At 69.4% G+C, this 18,231-nt stretch carries 27 protein-coding genes and 1 pseudogene; 2 read left to right on the top strand and 26 right to left on the bottom strand.

All coding sequences use genetic code 11. The features are described 5' to 3' along the window. Positions 1-21 precede the first annotated feature (21 nt). From secY to rpsL, 26 genes and pseudogenes are all read right to left on the bottom strand, one after another. Positions 22-1,275: a preprotein translocase subunit SecY gene (gene secY / locus Gocc_RS07765; protein ID WP_114795971.1), complete on the bottom strand. Its 1,254-nt coding sequence runs from the start codon at positions 1,273-1,275 to the stop codon at positions 22-24. A gap of 127 nt (positions 1,276-1,402) precedes the next feature. After that, positions 1,403-1,870, bottom strand: a pseudogene (rplO, locus tag Gocc_RS07760) (50S ribosomal protein L15); the annotation flags it as partial. After that, the gene (gene rpmD / locus Gocc_RS07755; RefSeq protein ID WP_114795969.1) at positions 1,871-2,056 is read right to left on the bottom strand and encodes a 50S ribosomal protein L30; all 186 of its coding nucleotides are present in this window, start codon (positions 2,054-2,056) and stop codon (positions 1,871-1,873) included. Continuing rightward, the gene (gene rpsE, locus Gocc_RS07750; RefSeq protein ID WP_114795968.1) at positions 2,053-2,610 is read right to left on the bottom strand and encodes a 30S ribosomal protein S5; all 558 of its coding nucleotides are present in this window, start codon (positions 2,608-2,610) and stop codon (positions 2,053-2,055) included. The genes rpmD and rpsE overlap by 4 nt, the downstream gene beginning before the upstream one ends. Continuing rightward, positions 2,607-2,960, bottom strand: coding sequence for a 50S ribosomal protein L18 (gene rplR, locus Gocc_RS07745; RefSeq protein WP_114795967.1), 354 nt, complete (start codon positions 2,958-2,960; stop codon positions 2,607-2,609). Before rplR ends, rpsE begins: the two co-directional genes overlap by 4 nt. Then, entirely contained in the window at positions 2,957-3,493 is a 537-nt protein-coding gene (gene rplF, locus Gocc_RS07740; protein ID WP_114795966.1) for a 50S ribosomal protein L6, read from the bottom strand. The genes rplR and rplF overlap by 4 nt, the downstream gene beginning before the upstream one ends. A gap of 4 nt (positions 3,494-3,497) precedes the next feature. Further along, entirely contained in the window at positions 3,498-3,893 is a 396-nt protein-coding gene (rpsH, locus tag Gocc_RS07735; RefSeq protein WP_114795965.1) for a 30S ribosomal protein S8, read from the bottom strand. 122 nt (positions 3,894-4,015) lie between these two features. Next, the gene (locus Gocc_RS07730) at positions 4,016-4,201 is read right to left on the bottom strand and encodes a type Z 30S ribosomal protein S14 (RefSeq protein ID WP_114795964.1); all 186 of its coding nucleotides are present in this window, start codon (positions 4,199-4,201) and stop codon (positions 4,016-4,018) included. Between the two features lie 166 nt (positions 4,202-4,367). Then, complete coding sequence (rplE, locus tag Gocc_RS07725) at positions 4,368-4,943, bottom strand: 50S ribosomal protein L5 (protein ID WP_114795963.1); 576 nt, start codon at positions 4,941-4,943, stop codon at positions 4,368-4,370. Then, the gene (gene rplX, locus Gocc_RS07720) at positions 4,943-5,296 is read right to left on the bottom strand and encodes a 50S ribosomal protein L24 (protein ID WP_114796193.1); all 354 of its coding nucleotides are present in this window, start codon (positions 5,294-5,296) and stop codon (positions 4,943-4,945) included. Before rplX ends, rplE begins: the two co-directional genes overlap by 1 nt. A gap of 14 nt (positions 5,297-5,310) precedes the next feature. Beyond that, positions 5,311-5,679, bottom strand: a complete 369-nt coding sequence (rplN, locus tag Gocc_RS07715) for a 50S ribosomal protein L14 (RefSeq protein WP_114795962.1) — start codon at positions 5,677-5,679, stop codon at positions 5,311-5,313. 61 nt (positions 5,680-5,740) lie between these two features. After that, complete coding sequence (gene rpsQ / locus Gocc_RS16695; protein WP_281268437.1) at positions 5,741-6,016, bottom strand: 30S ribosomal protein S17; 276 nt, start codon at positions 6,014-6,016, stop codon at positions 5,741-5,743. Positions 6,017-6,341: 325 nt separating this feature from the next. Further along, positions 6,342-6,518 carry a 50S ribosomal protein L29 gene (gene rpmC / locus Gocc_RS07705; RefSeq protein ID WP_181813464.1) on the bottom strand — a complete coding sequence of 59 codons (177 nt, stop codon included), beginning with the start codon at positions 6,516-6,518 and terminating at the stop codon, positions 6,342-6,344. Positions 6,519-6,531: 13 nt separating this feature from the next. Continuing rightward, positions 6,532-6,957, bottom strand: a complete 426-nt coding sequence (rplP, locus tag Gocc_RS07700; RefSeq protein WP_114795960.1) for a 50S ribosomal protein L16 — start codon at positions 6,955-6,957, stop codon at positions 6,532-6,534. Continuing rightward, positions 6,957-7,970 carry a 30S ribosomal protein S3 gene (gene rpsC, locus Gocc_RS17085; protein WP_114795959.1) on the bottom strand — a complete coding sequence of 338 codons (1,014 nt, stop codon included), beginning with the start codon at positions 7,968-7,970 and terminating at the stop codon, positions 6,957-6,959. The genes rplP and rpsC overlap by 1 nt, the downstream gene beginning before the upstream one ends. Beyond that, positions 7,970-8,452: a 50S ribosomal protein L22 gene (rplV, locus tag Gocc_RS07690; protein WP_220150515.1), complete on the bottom strand. Its 483-nt coding sequence runs from the start codon at positions 8,450-8,452 to the stop codon at positions 7,970-7,972. The genes rpsC and rplV overlap by 1 nt, the downstream gene beginning before the upstream one ends. Then, positions 8,452-8,736, bottom strand: a complete 285-nt coding sequence (gene rpsS / locus Gocc_RS07685) for a 30S ribosomal protein S19 (protein ID WP_114795958.1) — start codon at positions 8,734-8,736, stop codon at positions 8,452-8,454. The genes rplV and rpsS overlap by 1 nt, the downstream gene beginning before the upstream one ends. A gap of 3 nt (positions 8,737-8,739) precedes the next feature. Next, entirely contained in the window at positions 8,740-9,582 is an 843-nt protein-coding gene (gene rplB / locus Gocc_RS07680) for a 50S ribosomal protein L2 (protein WP_114795957.1), read from the bottom strand. A gap of 2 nt (positions 9,583-9,584) precedes the next feature. Beyond that, entirely contained in the window at positions 9,585-9,875 is a 291-nt protein-coding gene (gene rplW / locus Gocc_RS07675; protein WP_114795956.1) for a 50S ribosomal protein L23, read from the bottom strand. Further along, on the bottom strand, positions 9,872-10,498 hold the full coding sequence (rplD, locus tag Gocc_RS07670) for a 50S ribosomal protein L4 (RefSeq protein ID WP_114795955.1): 627 nt from the start codon (positions 10,496-10,498) through the stop codon (positions 9,872-9,874). Before rplD ends, rplW begins: the two co-directional genes overlap by 4 nt. After that, on the bottom strand, positions 10,498-11,118 hold the full coding sequence (gene rplC, locus Gocc_RS07665; RefSeq protein ID WP_114795954.1) for a 50S ribosomal protein L3: 621 nt from the start codon (positions 11,116-11,118) through the stop codon (positions 10,498-10,500). The genes rplD and rplC overlap by 1 nt, the downstream gene beginning before the upstream one ends. Positions 11,119-11,200: 82 nt before the next feature. After that, the gene (gene rpsJ, locus Gocc_RS07660; RefSeq protein ID WP_114795953.1) at positions 11,201-11,509 is read right to left on the bottom strand and encodes a 30S ribosomal protein S10; all 309 of its coding nucleotides are present in this window, start codon (positions 11,507-11,509) and stop codon (positions 11,201-11,203) included. 42 nt (positions 11,510-11,551) lie between these two features. Next, positions 11,552-12,742, bottom strand: a complete 1,191-nt coding sequence (gene tuf / locus Gocc_RS07655; RefSeq protein ID WP_114795952.1) for an elongation factor Tu — start codon at positions 12,740-12,742, stop codon at positions 11,552-11,554. 20 nt (positions 12,743-12,762) lie between these two features. After that, on the bottom strand, positions 12,763-14,856 hold the full coding sequence (gene fusA, locus Gocc_RS07650; RefSeq protein ID WP_114795951.1) for an elongation factor G: 2,094 nt from the start codon (positions 14,854-14,856) through the stop codon (positions 12,763-12,765). Positions 14,857-14,863: 7 nt separating this feature from the next. Further along, positions 14,864-15,334, bottom strand: coding sequence for a 30S ribosomal protein S7 (gene rpsG / locus Gocc_RS07645; protein WP_114795950.1), 471 nt, complete (start codon positions 15,332-15,334; stop codon positions 14,864-14,866). Further along, positions 15,334-15,705, bottom strand: coding sequence for a 30S ribosomal protein S12 (rpsL, locus tag Gocc_RS07640; RefSeq protein WP_114795949.1), 372 nt, complete (start codon positions 15,703-15,705; stop codon positions 15,334-15,336). Before rpsL ends, rpsG begins: the two co-directional genes overlap by 1 nt. A gap of 240 nt (positions 15,706-15,945) precedes the next feature. Here rpsL and Gocc_RS07635 point away from each other — a divergent pair, with 240 nt between their 5' ends. Both Gocc_RS07635 and Gocc_RS07630 read left to right on the top strand, forming a co-directional pair. Next, on the top strand, positions 15,946-17,034 hold the full coding sequence (locus Gocc_RS07635; RefSeq protein WP_114795948.1) for a GGDEF domain-containing protein: 1,089 nt from the start codon (positions 15,946-15,948) through the stop codon (positions 17,032-17,034). 142 nt (positions 17,035-17,176) lie between these two features. Beyond that, positions 17,177-18,223: a GGDEF domain-containing protein gene (locus Gocc_RS07630; RefSeq protein WP_114795947.1), complete on the top strand. Its 1,047-nt coding sequence runs from the start codon at positions 17,177-17,179 to the stop codon at positions 18,221-18,223. Positions 18,224-18,231 lie beyond the last annotated feature (8 nt).

Here is an 18,231-nt window from a genome sequence, read left to right as displayed (position 1 = left end):
GGGCGAGGCAGCGCCTCGCCCCTACTTGAGGAAGCCTTCGTAGTTCCGCATCATCATCTGGCTCTCCATCTGGCGCATCGTGTCGAGCGCGACGCCGACGGCGATCAGCACGGAGGTGCCGCCGAGGGCGCGCGCATTCGCCTGCGAGAAACCGCCGTAGCGGATGAAGACGCTCGGCGCCACCGCCACGGCGGCGAGGAACAGCGCCCCCGGGAACGTGAGCCGGGTGAGGACGCGGTCGAGGTACTGCGCCGTCGGCGGGCCGGGCCGGATGCCGGGAACGTAGCCGCCGTACTTGCGCAGGTTGTCGGCCTGCTCGACCGGGTTGAACTGCACCGCCGTGTAGAAGTAGGTGAACACGATGATGAGGCCGGCCTCGACGAGCAGGTAGGTGAGGTTGCCCGGCTGGAAGTGATCGTTCACGAACTGCTGCGAGCCCGGGAAGTACTGGGCGATCGTGGCCGGGAAGGCAAGGAGCGCGGCCGCGAAGATGACCGGGATCACGCCGGCCATGTTCACGCGCAGGGGCAGGTAGGTCGAGCCGCCGCTCGTCATGCGCCGTCCCACCTGGCGCTTCGCGTACTGGATCGGGATGCGCCGCTGGCCCTCCTGCACGAACACGACCGAGGCGACGATGGCGAGCGCGATGAGCGGGAAGAAGATGCGCTCCATCGGACCGCCGTTCCACCATGCGCTGACGCCGAGCGGCAGGCTCGTCAGGATCGACGCGAAGATGAGGATCGAGATGCCGTTGCCGATGCCGCGCTTCGTGATCTGCTCGCCGAGCCACATCAGCAGCACGGTGCCGGTGGTGAGGGTGACGACGATCAGGGTGATGCGCCCCGCGTTGCCCTGCAGCGCATCCTGGCGCTGGAACAGCACCGAGTAGCCGAGAGCCTGCGCCGCCGCGAGCACGACGGTGAGGTAGCGGGTGTACTGGTTGATCTTGGCGTAGCCCGCCTCGCCCTCCTTCTGCAGCTCCCCGAGGCGCGGGATCACCACGGTCATCAGCTGCAGGATGATCGACGCCGTGACGTACGGCATGATCCCGAGCGCGAAGAGCGAGAACTGCGACAGCGCGCCGCCCGAGAAGAGGTTGAGAAGGCCGAGGATGCTGCCGCCCTGGCCGTTGAAGTAGCTGTCGATCTGCGCGGCGTCGACACCCGGCGCGGGCAGCCACGATCCGAGCCGGTAGACGCCGAGCACGAGCGCGGTGAACAGGACCCGGCGTCTGAGCTCGGGGACCCGCCACGCGTTGCCGAGCCAGCTCAGCACGCAGCTACTCGGCGCCCTCGTCGGCCGAGGGACCCGACGGTTCGGTCTCGGGCTCGGCCGAGGTTGCGGCCGGCTCCGAGCGCGCCTTCCCGGTCGCCTTCTCGCCGGGATCGCCGCGGAGCCAGGTGACGGTGCCGCCGGCCGCCTCGATCTTCTCCCGCGCCGCCTTCGAGAACCCGTGCGCGGTGACCGCGAGCGTCTTCGTGAGGTCGCCGGAGCCGAGGATCTTGACGTCGGTCTTCGTGTTCTTGATCAGGCCGGCGCTGACGAGCGACTCCGGCGTCACCTCGGCACCGGCGTCGAACCGGGCCTCGAGATCGCGGAGGTTGACCGGCTGGGTCGACGTGCGGAACGGCCCGATCGGCATCGCGTCGGCGGACGTGTTGCCGCGCAGCTTCGGCAGCCGCATGTCGATCGGCATCTGGCCGCCCTCGAAGCCGGCGGGCATCATGTGCGACCCGGAGCGCGACTTCTGTCCCTTGATGCCGCGACCGGAGTAGCGCCCCTTGCCGGAGCCCATGCCGCGGCCGACCCGCTTGCGATCCTTGCGGGGCTGCGCGGGCTGGAGCGAGTGGAGATTGAGCTCTTCGGCCACTTAGGAGTCCTTCCCTTCGACCCGGACGAGGTGGGCGACGTGGCGCAGCTGACCCTCCAGCTCCGGGGAGCGGCGGTGCTCGGCCGAGCGGCCGATCTTGCCGAGCCCGAGGGCGCGGATCGTGCCCTCGTGCGCCTTGCTCTGGCCGATCGTGCTCCGCACCTGGGTGACCTTGACGGTGCTCATGCGACCGCCTCTCCGGCCTTCGCCGCCGCCGTCGCGTCGTAGTCGCGCGGCAGCGGCAGCACCTCGCGGATCGTCTTGCCGCGCTGGCGCGCGATGTCCTCGGGACGGCGGAGCTTCTTGAGCCCGTCCACGGTGGCCTTGGCCATGTTGATCGGGTTCGTCGTGCCGAGGCTCTTCGCGAGCACGTCGCGGATGCCTGCGAGCTCGAGCACCGCGCGCACGCCGCCGCCGGCGATGACGCCGGTGCCCTCGCTCGCCGGGCGCAAGAAGACGCGCGCCGCGTCGAACTCGCCGAGAATCTCATGCGTGATCGTGCTGCCGTGCTTGGGCACGGAGAAGAGATTCTTCTTCGCGTCGTCGACTGCCTTGGAGATGGCGAGCGGAACCTCGCGCGCCTTCCCGTAGCCGACGCCGACGCGGTCGACCTCGTCGCCGATCACGACGAGCGCCGTGAAGGAGAAGCGCCGGCCGCCCTTGACCACCTTGGCGACGCGGTTTATCTCGATCACGCGCTCCTTCAGCTCCCTGCTCTCAGCGACCTCGAAGGTGCTCAAAACTCCAGTCCTCCTTCGCGGGCGCCGTCAGCCAGCGCCTTCACGCGTCCGTGGTAGAGGTAGCCGCCCCGATCGAAGACGCAGGTGGTGACCCCCGCGGCCTTCGCGGCCGCGGCGAGCTGCTTGCCCACCTCGGCAGCCTGCTCGGTCTTGCTGCCGGAGAACGACTTCAGCTGCAGCCAGCTCGCGGCGGCAAGCGTCCGTCCGTTCTCGTCGTCGATCAGCTGGGCGAAGATGCCCTTGTTCGAGCGGAACACGGCGAGCCGCGGCCGCCCGGCGGTACCGGCGACCTTGCCGCGGATGCGGCGATGGCGGCGCAGGCGCGCGTCGCGCGTCGAGAGCGTGCTCATGCGCGCTTACCCACCTTTCTGCGAACCTGCTCGTCGCGGTAGCGAATGCCCTTGCCCTTGTACGGCTCCGGCGGCCGCACCTTGCGGATCTCCGCCGCGGTCTGCCCCACCATCTGCTTGTCGGTGCCCTTGACGACGATCTGGGTGGGCGCCGGCACCTCGAAGGTGACGCCGGGGCGCGGCTGCACCGTGACCGCGTGCGAGTAGCCGACGGCGAGCTCGAGATCGTTGCCCTTGAGCTGCGCGCGGTAGCCGACCCCCTGGATGTCGAGATGCTTCTCGAAGCCCTTCGTGACGCCCTCGACCATGTTGGCGACGAGGGTGCGCGTGAGCCCGTGCAGCGCACGGTCGTCGCCGCGGTCGGTGGGACGTGTCACGTGCAGCACGCCGTCCTCCTGGGCGATCTGCATCCGCGCGGGCACCTGCTGCTCGAGCTCGCCGAGCGGGCCGGCGACCTTGACGGTGCCGCCCGGCGAGATCTCGACGGTGACGCCCGCGGGAATCTCGATGGGTCTGCGTCCGATACGGCTCACGGCGCTACCAGATGAACGCGAGCACTTCGCCGCCGACGCCGCGCTCGGCAGCCTGACGGCCGGTGATCACGCCGGTCGAGGTGGACAGGATGGCGGTGCCGAGACCGCCGAGCACGCGCGGCAGGCGGTCCTTGCGGGCATACACGCGGCGGCCCGGCTTGGACACGCGCTTGAGGTCGGTGATCACGCGCTCGCGGTTGCGGCCGAACTTGAGCTCGATCACGAGCGTCGGGAAGGGCGCTCCCTCGACGACGCGGAAGTCCTTGATGTAGCCCTCGTCCTTGAGGAGGCGCGCGATCTCCTCCTTCATCCGCGAGGTCGGCATCTGGGCGCTGTCGTGCATCGCCTTGTTGGCGTTGCGGATGCGAGTGAGCATGTCGGCTATAGGGTCAGTCAGCATTTTTCCTCCAGAAAAATGCTAGATGCGAGGAATGGCCTTCCACACAATTCATGAGGAAAATATTTCCCTGAAAGATCAAGTTGATATAGATAATCAGATTTCATATATTGAATCTTCTCTGTTTACCAAGACGATTTGGTCATGCCCGGGATCGCGCCCTGGTGGGCGAGCTCGCGCAGGCAGATCCGGCACAGCTTGAACTTCTTGTACACGGAACGCGGGCGGCCGCACCGGTTGCAGCGCGAGTACGCCTGCGTCTTGTACTTCGGCGTCCGCTTCTGCTTGACGCGGAGGGATGTCTTGGCCATGTCAGTGCTCCTTCGAGTGATCGTGCCCCGCGTCTGGCGCGCGAGAAGCGAGCCAGGCTCGGACGCAGGGAGCGCCCATACCCTCGGATATGGGCGGGACTGAGGACGACGCACGGCGCCGCTTCGCAGCCGCCGGAGGCAGGAATGCGGTTGCTCGGAGGGGCACTTACGAATCCCTTCTCTCGCCGGCGAAGGGCAACCCCAGAGCGCGCAGGAGCGCGCGCGCGTGGTCGTCCGTCTCCGCCGACGTGGTGATCGCGACGTCGAGGCCCCGGATCGACTGCACGCTGTCGTAGTCGATCTCCGGGAAGATGATCTGCTCCTTGATGCCGAGCGAGTAGTTGCCGCGCCCGTCGAACGAATCGGGGTTGAGACCGCGGAAGTCGCGGATGCGCGGCAGCGCGATCGACACGAGCCGGTCGAGGAACTCGTACATGCGGGCGCCCCGCAGCGTGACGCGCGTGCCGACGGCCATGCCCTCGCGCAGCTTGAAGCTCGCGATCGACTTGCGGGCGCGGCGCACCTGCGCGCGCTGGCCCGCGATCGTGGACAGCTCGTCCATCGCGGCGTCGAGCGCCTTGGCGTCGGTCTTCGCGTCGCCGACGCCCATGTTCAGGGTGATCTTCGTCACCTTCGGCACGCGCATGACGGAGTCGAGGCCGAGCTCCTCCAGGAGCGCCGGCTTGATCTCGCTCTCGTAGCGCTGCTTGAGGCGCGGCAGATAGGTCTCGGTCGCGGACATCAGCGGTCGATCTCCTCGTTGCAGCGCTTGCAGAACCGCACGCGCACCGTCTCTCCCTTTATCTCCTTGACCTTCACGCCCACCCGCGTCGCCTGCTTGCACGTGGGACAGACGAGCATCACGTTGCTAACGTCGAGCGGGGATGCCTTCTCGACGATGCCGCCGGGGATGATCTGCGTGCCGCCCATGCGGGACGCGTCGCGGATCGGCTTCGGCTTGGTGTGCCGCTTGACGAGGTTGAGATTCTCCACGATCACGCTGCCGTCGGTCGGGCGCGCCTCGAGCACACGGCCCTGCTTGCCGCGGTCCTTGCCGGCAAGCACCTGCACCATGTCGCCCTTCTTGATCTTCATCGTGGCTGCCATCTCTAGAGGACCTCGGGAGCGAGGCTGACGATCTTCATGAAGTTCTTCTCGCGCAGCTCGCGGGCGACGGGCCCGAAGATGCGCGTTCCCCGCGGGTTGTTCTGGTTGTCGATGATGACGGCGGCGTTCTCGTCGAACCCGATCAGCGTGCCGTCGTCGCGACCGTAGGGCTTCTTCGTCCGGACGACGACGGCCTTCACCACGTCGCCCTTCTTGACCGTGCCCTGCGGCGTTGCGGCCTTCACGGTAGCAACGATGATGTCGCCGACGCGCGCATAGCGGCGATGCGACCCTCCCATCACGCGGATGCAGAGGAGCTCGCGGGCGCCGGTGTTGTCGGCGACCTTGAGGCGTGATTCCTGCTGGATCATCGGCGCTCACACCCCGGAGCGGCGTGGCCGCGGGTGGACGAGGCGCGGGTGGCGTGGGTCGTCACTTCGCCACCTCGACGATCTCGACGAGCCGCCAGCGCTTGGTGGCGGACAGCGGGCGGGTCTCGACGATCCGGACGACGTCACCGACCTTGGCGCTGTTGCCCTCGTCGTGCGCATGGAACTTGACCGAACGGCGCACCACCTTCTTGTACTTCGGGTGGGACTTGATCACGTCGACCTCGACGACGATCGTCTTGTCCATCGCGTCGGAGACGACGGTGCCCTGGCGCTCCTGCTTGCGGCCGCGCTCGTGCTCCGGCTTCTCGAGTCGCACGATCGGCTTGCGCTCGGTCGCGACGGGGCGAGTCGGCCTCGTCCTCTGCGGGCGCAGGGCGCGCGGCAGCCGCTTCTTCTTCGGCTTCGGTCCCGATTGCGGTGCCGGCACGGCCGCGACCGCATCAGCCGCGGGCACGGCGGTCTCGGCGGCAGGCTCCCCGGCGGGCGCCTCCTCCACGGCTTCCGCCACGGGCTCGGCGGCCGGCACCGGCTCCTCCGCCGCGGCTGCCGCCGCGACCGGCTCGTCGACGACGGCCTCCGTCTGCTCCGCGGTCTCCTCGACCGGGGTCTCCTCTGTCATCTCGTCCTTCTCTTCAGCCATCTCAGATCTTCCCCAGTCGTTCCCGCTCGGTCTTGACGGTCAGGATGCGGGCGATCTCTCGCTTCGCCGAGCGCAGCCGTGCGCTGTTCTCGAGCGCGCCCGTCGCCGACTGGAAGCGGAGGTTGAACAGCTCCTGGCGAGTCTCCGCCATCTTCTGCTCCAGCTCCTCGTCGGTCATGTCGTGCAACTGCCTAGCTCTCAAAGAGATCAGCCTCCCGCTTCACGAACTTCACCTTCACCGGGAGCTTCTGGCCGGCAAGGCGCAGCGCCTCCTTGGCGAGCGGCTCCGGCACACCGGCGAGCTCGAACATGACGCGGCCCGGCTTGACGACGGCGACCCAGCCCTCGGGCGATCCCTTGCCGGAGCCCATGCGCGTCTCGGCCGGCTTCTTCGTGAACGGCTTGTCCGGGAAGACGTTGATCCACACCTTGCCGCCGCGGCGGATCTTGCGCGTCATCGCGATACGGGCGGCCTCGATCTGGCGGTTGGTGATCCATCCGTCCTCGAGCGCCTTGAGCCCGTAGTCGCCGAACTGCACGGTCGTCTGGCCGCGTGAGAAGCCGTCGCGGCGGCCGCGGAACTGCTTGCGGTGCTTTGTCCTGCGCGGCAGCAGCATCAGCTCTCACTCCCCCCGGGAGTGCTCTCGGGCGCAGGGGCCTCCGTCGCGTCGGGCGCCTTCGGCTCGGGCGCCTGCTGCGGCTTCGGCGCGCTCTGCGGCGGGCGGCCGCCGCCCTGCTGTCCCTCGGGGCGCGGGCCGCGGCCGCGGCTGCCGCCCGGGCGTCCGCCGGCGCCGCCGCCGGGACGGCCGCCGCCTCCCTGGCCCCCGCCGGGGCCGCGGCGGCGCTTCTGCACGAGCCCGAGGCCTTCGCGATCCTGCCCCCGCCCGCGACCGCCCTCGCGCGAGGCGCCGAGGCCCTCGGCCGAGCCGCCGCGCTTGCGGCGCGCCTGGTCCTGGTCGCCGAGGCGCGTCTCCTTCCCTGTCGACGTGCCCTCGTAGCCCTCGGGCATGATCTCGCCCTTGTTGACCCAGACCTTGACGCCGATGCGGCCGTAGGTCGTCTTGGCCTCGGCGAAGCCGTAGTCGATGTCGGCGCGGATCGTGTGCAGCGGGATACGACCCTCGGTATAGCGCTCCGAGCGGCTCATCTCGCCGCCGCCGAGGCGACCCCCGCACTGGATCTTGATGCCCTGCGCGCCCGACCGCATCGCGGAGGCGAGGCTGCGCTTCATCGCGCGGCGAAAGCTGACGCGGTTCTGCAGCTGCTCGGCGATCGACTGCGCGACGAGTTGCGCGTCGAGCTCGGGCCGCTTGATCTCGTTGATGTTGATGTGCACCGACTTGCCGGTGATGGCGTGGAGCTCCTTGCGCAGCGCGTCCACCTCGACACCGGACTTGCCGATCACGATGCCCGGGCGCGCGGTGTAGATGTCGACCGTGATCCGCTGCTTGTCCTTGCGGATCAGGATGTCGGACAGGCCGGCGTGCGAGAGCTTGCCGGTGATGTGCTCGCGGATGCGGACGTCCTCGAGGATGTAGTCGGCAAACTCCTTCTTGCCGGTGTACCAGTTCGACTTCCAGTCGTGGATGACACCGACGCGAAGGCCGCCGGGATGCACTTTCTGACCCATCAGGCAGCCACCTCTCTCTTCTTCGCCGGTGCCTTGCGCTTCGGCTTCTGCTCGGCGGCGGGAGCCTCGGGAGCCGGGGCGTCCTTCGCGGCGGGCATCTCGTCCTTCCGCTTCGGCCCCTGGACGGCCTTCGGGTTCTCGCTCACGACGACGGTGATATGGCACGTGCGCTTGCGGATGCGGTTGACGCGACCACGGGCGCGGGCGCGCCAGCGCTTCAGCGTCGGGCCCTCGTCCGCGTAGGCGGCGAGGACGACGAGCTCGTCGCCGTCGAGCGCATGGATCGACTCGGCGTTCGCGACGGCCGAGCGCAGCACCTTCTCGATGTCCACGGCCGCGGCGCGCGGCGTGAACGCCAGGATCGTGCGCGCCTCCGGCACGCTGCGGCCGCGGATGTGGTCGAGCACGACGCGCGCCTTGCGGGCGGACAGGCGCACGTACTTCGCCTCCGCGCGGGAGTGCATGAGAGCGGTGTCGGCCATCAGCGCTTCTTCACCTGGGTCTTGTTGTCGCCGGCGTGCCCGCGGAACGAGCGCGTGGGAGCGAACTCCCCGAGCTTGTGCCCGACCATCTGCTCGCTGACGAACACCGGCACGTGCTTGCGCCCGTCGTGCACGGCGATCGTGTGGCCGACCATCTCGGGGAAGACCGTCGAGGTGCGCGACCAGGTGCGGATCATCCGCTTCTCGTTGACGGCGTTCATCGCCTCGATGCGGCTCATCAGCCGCTCCTCGACGAAAGGCCCCTTCTTCGACGATCTACTCATGGACTAGCGCCTCTCCTTGCCACGGCGACGGCCGCGGACGATCAACGTGTCGGATTCCTTGTGCTTGCGGCGGGTGCGCTTGCCGAGCGTCGGCACGCCCCACGGGGTGACCGGATGGCGGCCGCCCTTCGACTTGCCTTCGCCGCCGCCGTGCGGATGGTCGACCGGGTTCATCGCCGAGCCGCGGACGGCGGGGCGCTTGCCAAGCCAGCGGCTACGCCCGGCCTTGCCGCTCGACTCGTTGGCGTGGTCGGAGTTGCCGACCTGGCCGACAGTGGCACGGCAGGTGAGGAGCACGCGGCGCATCTCCCCGGAGGGAAGCCGGAGCACCCCGTAGCCCTGGTCCTTGGCGACGAGCTGCACGCCGGAGCCTGCCGAGCGGGCCATCTTGGCGCCCTGCCCGGGCTTCAGCTCGACGTTGTGGACGAGCGTCCCGGTCGGGATGTTCTCCAGGGGCAGCGCGTTGCCGACCTTGATGTCGGCTGCCGGGCCCGACTCGACCGAGGCGCCGACCCTGAGCCCCTGCGGCGCGATGATGTAGGCCTTGGCGCCGTCGGCATAGTGGAGCAGCGCGATGCGCGCCGACCGGTTGGGGTCGTACTCGATCGCCGCGACCTTCGCCGGCACGCCGTCCTTCACGCGCTTGAAGTCGACGACGCGGTAGCGGCGCTTGTGGCCGCCGCCCTGATGCCGGGTCGTGATGCGGCCGTTGTTGTTGCGGCCGCCCGTCTTCTTCAGCGGCTCCGTGAGCGACTTCTCGGGCGCCTTCCTGGTGATCTCCTCGAAAGAGGAGACCGCCATGAAGCGGCGTCCGGGGCTCGTCGGCTTGAACTTCCTGACTGCCATCTCTAGACCTGAGCCCCCTCGAAGATCTCGATCTTCTCTCCCTCGCGCAGCTGCACGATGGCCTTCTTCCAGCCGGGACGCGTGCCCTTGAAGGCGCCGCGGCGCTTCGGCTTCGCCTGCACCTTGACGATGTTGACGCTGTCGACCTTGACGCCGAACAGCTCCTCGACGGCATGGCGCACCTGCGTCTTGTGGGCGCGCTGGTGCACCTTGAACGTGTACTTGCGGTCGGCGAGGCCCGCGTAGCTCTTCTCGGACACCACCGGGGCGATGAGGATGTCGGCGGCGTTCACCGGCCGACCCTCCCCTCGACGAGCGACAGCGCGGCCTCGCTGACGAGCAGCGAGCGCGCCCACACGACCGGCGCGACTTCGAGCTCGGCCGGCACCGTCACCAGCACGCGATCCAGGTTGCGGAACGACTTGATCAGCGCGACCTCGTCCTCGCGGGCGACGAGCAGCAGCGGCAGGCTCTTGCCCCAGTCGGCGACCAGCTTCGCCGCCTGGCGGCTCGAAGGGGCATCGAAGGCGGTGCCGTCCACCAGGGCGAAGGTGCCGTTGGAGACATGGTTGCTGAGCGCACCGCACAGCGCGGCGCGCCTGGCCTTCCGGTTCACCTTCACGTCGAAGCTGCGCATCCCGGGCGGGAACGCCACGCCGCCGCCGGTGAACTGCGGTGCGCGGATCGTGCCCTGGCGGGCGCGGCCGGTGCCCTTCTGGCGCCACGGCTTGGAGCGGCCGCCCGACACGAGCCCGCGGCTCTTGGTCGCGCGCGTGCCGGCACGGTGCGCGTTCAGCTCGGCGCGCACGGTCTCGTGCACGAGGTGCCTCTTCAGCTCGGCGCCGAACACGGCCGGCTCGAGCGCGACGTCCCTGGCGGCGGCGCCGCCGATCACCTGGGCCTTGACGACGGCCACTAGTCGGCCCCCCTGATCTCGACGATCCCGCTCTTCGGGCCCGGAACCGAGCCCTTCACGAGCAGGAGATTGCGCTCGGCGTCCACGGCGTGGACGACGAGCCCGAGCTGCGTGACACGCCCTCCGCCCATGCGCCCCGCCATCTTCTGCCCGCGGAAGACGCGGGACGGGGTCGCGGAGGCGCCGATCGAGCCGGGCTTGCGGATGTTGTGCGAGCCGTGCGAGACCGGGCCACGCTTGAAGTTGTGTCGCTTGATCGTGCCGGCGAAGCCCTTGCCGATCGACGTGCCCGCGACCTTGACCTCCTCGCCGGGCTGGAACGCCTCGACGGTGACCGCTTCGCCGACCGCGAGCTCGCTCGGCCCGCGGAACTCGACGAGGTGGCGATGGGGCGAGACACCCGCCTTCTCGAGGTGCCCGAGCTCGCCCTTCGTCAGCTTGCGCTCGACGACCGCGTCGAAGGCGAGCTGCACGGCGTCGTACCCGTCGGCGGCGGCGGTCTTCACCTGCACCACCGGGCACGGGCCGGCATGGATCACCGTGACCGGGGTGACCGCCCCGGTCTCGGGATCGAAGATCTGCGTCATCCCGACTTTGCGACCGAGGATGCCCTTCACGATCGCACGCTCCGGTCGGCTGCGAGATCGGGATGATCAACGGAGATGTCGTCCATCCTGGCTCTCCCTATCGAGATCGAATCGGTCACAGCTTGATTTCGATGTCGATGCCGGCAGGGAGATCGAGGCGCATCAGCGAGTCCACCGTCTTCGGCGTCGGGCTGTGGATGTCGATCAACCGCTTGTGCGTGCGCACCTCGAAATGCTCCCGCGAGTCCTTGTCCTTGAACGGGCTTCGGATCACGCAGTAGACGTTCTTCTCGGTTGGCAGCGGCACGGGGCCGGTGATCGTCGCACCGGTGCGCTGGGCCGTCTCCACGATCTGCGAGGCGGACCGGTCCAGCTGCTGGTGGTCGTAGCCCTTGAGCCGGATGCGGATCTTCTGTTGCGCCATTGATCTCGTCTCTTCTCTTTCTGTTCTGTTCTCGGCGCCGCGCTACTTGATGATCTCGGTGACGACGCCGGCGCCGACCGTGCGGCCACCCTCGCGGACGGCGAAGCGGAGACCCGCGTCCATGGCGATCGGCTGGATCAGCTCGATCTCCATCTGCGTGTTGTCGCCCGGCATCACCATCTCCTGGCCCTCCGGCAGCTTGATCGAGCCGGTCACGTCCGTCGTGCGGAAGTAGAACTGCGGCCGGTAGCCGTTGAAGAACGGCGTGTGACGGCCGCCCTCGTCCTTGGACAGCACGTACACCTCCGCCTTGAAGTGCGTGTGCGGCGTGATCGAGCCGGGCTTCGCGAGCACCTGGCCGCGCTCGACCTCCTCGCGCTTGATGCCGCGGAGCAACGCGCCTGCGTTGTCGCCGGCCTGCGCGAAGTCGAGCACCTTCTGGAACATCTCGAGGCCGGTCACGACCGTCTTCTGCGTCTTCTCGTGGATGCCGACGATCTCGACCTCCTCGCCGACGGTGAGCTGGCCCTGCTCGATGCGCCCGGTGACGACGGTGCCGCGCCCGGTGATCGTGAACACGTCCTCGATCGGCATCAGGAACGGCTTGTCGGTGTCGCGCGTCGGCTCGGGGATGTAGGAGTCGACGGCGGCCATCAGCTCGAGGATCTTCGGCGTCCACTCGGGGTCGCCCTCGAGCGCCTTCAGCGCCGAGACCTGCACGACCGGGATGTCGTCGCCCGGGAAGTCGTACTTGGAGAGGAGCTCGCGCACCTCCATCTCGACGAGCTCGAGCAGCTCGGGGTCGTCCACCATGTCGGCCTTGTTGAGCGCGACGACCATGGCGGGCACCTCGACCTGGCGGGCGAGGAGGATGTGCTCGCGGGTCTGCGGCATCGGGCCGTCGGCGGCGGAGACCACGAGGATCGCCCCGTCCATCTGGGCAGCACCCGTGATCATGTTCTTGATGTAGTCGGCGTGACCCGGGCAGTCGACGTGCGCGTAGTGCCGGGCCTCCGTCTCGTACTCCACGTGCGCGGTGTTGATCGTGATGCCGCGCTGACGCTCCTCGGGAGCGGCGTCGATCGAGCTGAAGTCACGCACGGCGGTGCCGGTGCCCGACTCGGCGAGCACCTTCGTGATCGCGGCCGTCAGCGTCGTCTTGCCGTGGTCGATGTGGCCGATCGTGCCGACGTTGACGTGCGGCTTCGACCGCTCGAACTTCTGCTTTCCCATGCTCTCCTCCGGTCTCCTTCTTACGAGCCTGACTGCGAGTCGATGATCTCGCTCGCGATGGACTGGGGTACTTCCTCGTACCGATCGAACTGCATCGTGAACGTCGCCCGCCCCTGTGACATCGAGCGCAGGTCGGTGGCATAGCCGAACATCTCCGAGAGCGGCACGCTCGCCTTGATCGACTGCGAGTTGCCGAGCGGCTCGAGCTGCTCGACGCGCCCGCGGCGGCTGTTGAGGTTACCCATCACGTCGCCGAGGTAGTCGTCGGGGGTGACGACCTCCACGGCCATGATGGGCTCGAGCAGCTTCGGCTTCGCCCGCTTCATCGCCTCCTTGAAGGCCATCGAGCCCGCGATCTTGAAGGCGCGCTCGCTCGAGTCGACCTCGTGGTAGGAGCCCTCGACGAGCTCCACCTTGACGTCGACGACGGGGTAGCCGGCGAGGATGCCCGCGTTCATCGCCTCCTGGATGCCCTCGTCCACGGGCTTGATGTACTCCTTGGGGATCTTGCCTCCGACGACCTTGTCGACGAACTCGTAGCCGGCGCCGGGCTCCTGCGGGAGCAGGTTGATGACGACGTCGCCGTACTGGCCCGAGCCGCCCGTCTGGCGCACGAACTTGCCCTGCACCCGCTCGGCGGGCCTGGATGCGGTCTCGCGGTAGGCCACCTGCGGGCGGCCGACGTTCGCGTCGACCTTGAACTCGCGCATGAGCCGGTCGACGATGATCTCGAGGTGCAACTCGCCCATGCCGGCGATGAGCGTCTGGCCCGTCTCCTCGTCGGATGTGACGCGGAACGTGGGATCTTCCTCGGCGAGGCGCTGCAGCCCCTGCGAGAGCTTGTCCTGGTCGCCCTTCGTCTTCGGCTCGATGGCGACGGAGATGACCGGATCCGGGAAGGTCATCGACTCGAGCACGATGGGGTCCTTCGGGGTCGCGAGCGTATCGCCGGTCGTCGACTGCTTGAGCCCGACTGCCGCCGCGATCTCGCCGGCGACGATCTCGTCGCGCTCCTCGCGGTGGTTTGCGTGCATCTGGAGAATGCGGCTGATCCGCTCCGTCTTGCCGTTCGTGGTGTTGAGCACGCGGTCGCCCGACGCGATCTGGCCGGAGTAGACGCGGAAGTAGGTGAGCTTGCCGACGAACGGGTCCGACATGACCTTGAACACGAGTGCCGCGAACGGCGCTTCCATGGAGGCGGGCCGGGACACTTCCGCCTCCGTGCGCGGGTCGATCCCCGTCACGGCGGGAACGTCGAGCGGGCTCGGCAGGTAGTCGACGACCGCGTCGAGCAGCGGCTGCACGCCCTTGTTCTTGAAGGCGGAGCCGAGCAGCACGGGCGTGATCGCATCGGCGAGCGTACCCGCGCGCAGCGCGCGCCGGATCATGTCCGGCGTGACCGCGTCCTCGTCGCCGAGATAGGTCTCCATCAGCTCGTCGTCGAACTCGGCGACGGCGTCGATGAGCGCATGGTGTGCCGCGTGCGCCGCCTCGGCGTATGCGGCCGGGATCTCGCCGACGCTGAACTTCTCGCCGAGGTCGTCCTCGTAGACGATCGACCGCATCTCGACGAGGTCGATGACGCCGACGTGCTTGTCCTCCTCGCCGATCGGCAGCTGTACGCTGACCGGATTGGCGCCGAGGCGCTCGCGCATCGACTGCACCGCGTTCGCGAAGTTCGCGCCCGTGCGGTCCATCTTGTTGATGAAGGCGATGCGCGGCACGCCGTAGCGGTCGGCCTGGCGCCACACGGTCTCGGACTGCGGCTGCACCCCGGCGACCGAGTCGAAGACGGCGACGGCGCCGTCGAGCACGCGCAGGGAGCGCTCCACCTCGACGGTAAAGTCCACGTGCCCGGGCGTATCGATAATGTTGATCCGGTGGTCGCGCCACTCCGCGGTCGTCGCCGCAGACGTGATCGTGATCCCGCGCTCCTGCTCCTGCGCCATCCAGTCCATCGTCGCGGCGCCTTCGTGCACCTCGCCCAGCTTGTGGGTGCGGCCTGTGTAGTAGAGGATGCGCTCCGTCGTCGTCGTCTTGCCGGCGTCGATGTGGGCCATGATGCCGATGTTGCGGACGCGGTCGAGCGCGATGCGTGTTGCCGTGGTGCTCATGCTTCCCTTACCAGCGGTAGTGGGCGAAGGCCTTGTTGGCCTGCGCCATCCGGTAGATGTCGTCCTTCTTCTTGTACGCCCCGCCCTGCTGGTTCAGCGCGTCCATCAGCTCGCCCGCGAGCTTGTCGCCCATGTGCTTCTCGCGGCGGTCGCGCGCGAACTGCACGATCCAGCGGATCGCGAGCGTGCGGGCGCGCCGCTGCGGCACCTCGACGGGCACCTGGTAGTTCGCCCCGCCGACACGGCGCGAACGCACTTCGAGCACGGGCGTCACGGTCTTGACGGCGCCCTCGAGCACCTCGAGCGCCGGCTTGCCGGTCTTCTCGGAGACGAGCGCCAGGGCGTCGTAGACGATCTTCTCGGCGATGGACTTCTTGCCGTCCAGCATGACGCGGTTGATCACCTGCGTCACGAGCACGGACCCGTACACCGGATCGGGCTCGACCTGGCGCGGCTGGATCTCTGCGCGGCGGGGCATCAGCTGCCCCTCTTCGCGCCGTACTTGGAGCGGCCCTGGCGGCGGTCGGAGACACCCGAGGTGTCGAGCCCGCCGCGGATCACCTTGTAGCGGAAGCCCGGAAGGTCCTTGACGCGGCCGCCGCGGATCAGCACCACCGAGTGCTCCTGCAGGTTGTGACCCTCGCCGGGGATGTAGGCGCCTACCTCCATGCCGTTCGTGAGCCGCACGCGCGCGACCTTCCGCAGCGCCGAGTTCGGCTTCTTGGGTGTCGTCGTATAGACGCGCGTGCAGACGCCGCGCTTCTGCGGCGCGCCGCGGAGCGCGGGAGTCTTCGTCTTGGCCACGGGGGCCTTCCGTCCTTTGCGGACGAGCTGGTTGACGGTGGGCACGCTGCTCCTAACGCTCTGGTCGAAGGTCTTTCGTCACACAGGTAAGGGCGGCAGGGCTCTGCTCCCCGCCGTCCGGGTCGCGAAGTGTAGCGAAACCCGAGCCGCCGCCGCAACAGCAGGGGGATCGCGACCCGGGCATATACAACAGCTGTCCGTCCGAATACAGTGGGTCGAGGAAGGGGACGGGGAAGGGGAACAGGGATCGCGACTGCGGTAGTCGTATCGGCCCTCGCGGCCGTCATGGTGCTCGGCGTTCTCGCCACGCTGATCGGCGCCGTTCGGCGGCGCCGGCGTTGCGGTGCCCACCTGCACGACGAGCTCGGCATGCTCGGCGAGCGCCTCGACACGCTCGTCGAGCGCATCGAGCAATCGACGCGCCGGTCCGCCGATCTCGACGCCGGGCTCGGCGATGCGATCGGCTCCACGATCGACGTCGGCGAGGTGCTGCGGCGGACGCTCGCCGCGACGGGCGCGGTGCGCGCGGTCGACGGCAGCGAGATCGAGGTCGTGGCCGAGGACGGTGAGCGCCTGCGCGAGTCGAGAGGCGCGGCCGTGAACGACAGGGGCCGTCCCGTCGGGGGCCCGCCGGACGGCCGAGCGTTCCGGTCGGCCACGATCGCATTCGACTACGAGGGCACCGGGCCGGACGCGATCCGGTCGGCGCTCTCGGTGCCGCTGCAGGCCGACCGCGAGCTCGGCCTGCTCACGGTGTACTCCAGCATCGAGGCGGCGTTCGGCGCGGACGCGGTGGAGACGCTCACCGCCGTCGCTCGGCGCGCGACGCCCGCCGTGGCGAACGCGCTCCGCCACCGCGCCGTCGAGCGGCTCGCCGTCACCGACGAGCTCACGGGGCTGCTCAACCGGCGCGGCTACGACCGCGCGCTCGAGCGCGAGATCCTCGTCGCCCGCCGCACCGGCCGCCCGCTCGCGCTGATGATCATCGACCTCGATCTGTTCAGCCGCGTCAACAACGACTACGGCCTTCCGGCGGGCGACGCGGTGCTGATGACGTTCGCCGAGTGCCTGCGCACCGCGGTACGCGCCGCGGACATCGCCTGTAGACGGGGCGGCGAGGAGTTCGCGATCGTGCTGCCGGAGACGAGCTGCCAGCAGGGCGTGCTGGCCTACAACCGCCTCCGTGCCGTCGTCGCGGGGACGGAGTTCCCCTACGTCGGCACGATCACGTTCTCCGCCGGCCTCTCCGACCTGCGCGACGCGGACACGGCCGCGGACGTCGACCGGCGGTCGGCGGAGGCGGAGCAGCGGGCGAAGCAACAGGGCCGCGACCAGCTGCAGATCGACTGCCTGGAGGCACGGCTCGGGCAGTAGCCCGGCCGCGCCCGCGACATCCCGCTACCGTGCGCGCAGGAAGGACGGTGCGATCATCCTCACAGCACTCGTAGCGCTGGCCGCGATCGCAGCCCTCGGCGCGCTCGGCCTCGCCGCGGCCTCGGGTAGGCGTACCCGCAGGGTGTCCGAGCAGCGCGTCACCTGCGCGCTTCTCCACATGAGGGAGCAGATGGACGCGCTGGCTTGCGAGCTGGCCGATGCGCTCGATCGCTTGCGTGAGGAGGCGCGCCGCGCCCGGGCCGTCGAGGCGCTCGGCGGGTCGCTCGACCTGGACGAGGTGCTGGCCCGCGTGGCCGACGCGGCGGCGGCGCTCCCGGGAGCGGCAGCGAGCATCGTCCGGGTGCAGCCGCCGGACGGCGAGCCGCTCCTCGCCGCCTCGGGCATCGACGTGCCACCCGGCAGCGGACATGTCGTCGGCGTTGCGCCGGACGGTGCCCCTGTGCGCGCCGTGGCGCTCTCCTACCACTATCGCCCGGGCAGCGAGCCGGCCGATCCCCTGCGCACCGCGATCGCCGTGCCGCTCGCAGGCCCCGAAGGGCCGCTCGGGTTCGTCACCGTGTTCGGACGCGGCGACGGAACGCCCCTCGGCAGCGAGGGCTTCGCGGCTCTCGAGGCGATCGCCGCCGGCGCCGCACCCGCGATCGACAACGCACGGCGCCGTCGCGCCGCGGGTCGCCACGAGGCGATCGACCCGCTGACACGGCTCGGCAGCCGCACCGCCTTCCACGATGCGCTCGCGCGCGAGGTCGCGCGCGCCCACCGCTCGGGGAGCGCCGTGACGGTGCTCGTTGTCGACATCGACGGGCTCCGCGCGCTGAACGAGGAGCATGGCCATCTGGCCGGCGACGACGCCGTCCGCGCGCTCGGCGCCACGATCGCGCACGGCGCCCGCCGCGGCGACATCGTCTGCCGCATCGGTGGCGGCGAGTTCGGCGCCATCCTCCCTGACGGCGGGCGCATCGAGGCCGAGGCCCAGTTCGCCCGCATGCAGGCTGCGCTCGGCCGGAGGAGCGACCGCCGACCTCGCGCTCTGTCGATCTCCGCCGGCATGGCCGAGCTCGGCCCCGACGACGACGCGGTCTCGCTGCTCGCGCGCGCGCAGGCCGCGCTCAAGCGCGCGAAGGAGCGCGGCCGGGGCACCGCAGCCGAGGGCAGGACGGCGCCGTAGCCGCGATG

Origin of the sequence: Gaiella occulta (genome assembly GCF_003351045.1) — a bacterium.
GTDB lineage: Bacteria > Actinomycetota > Thermoleophilia > Gaiellales > Gaiellaceae > Gaiella > Gaiella occulta.
This window is presented reverse-complemented; position numbering and strand designations above follow the sequence as displayed.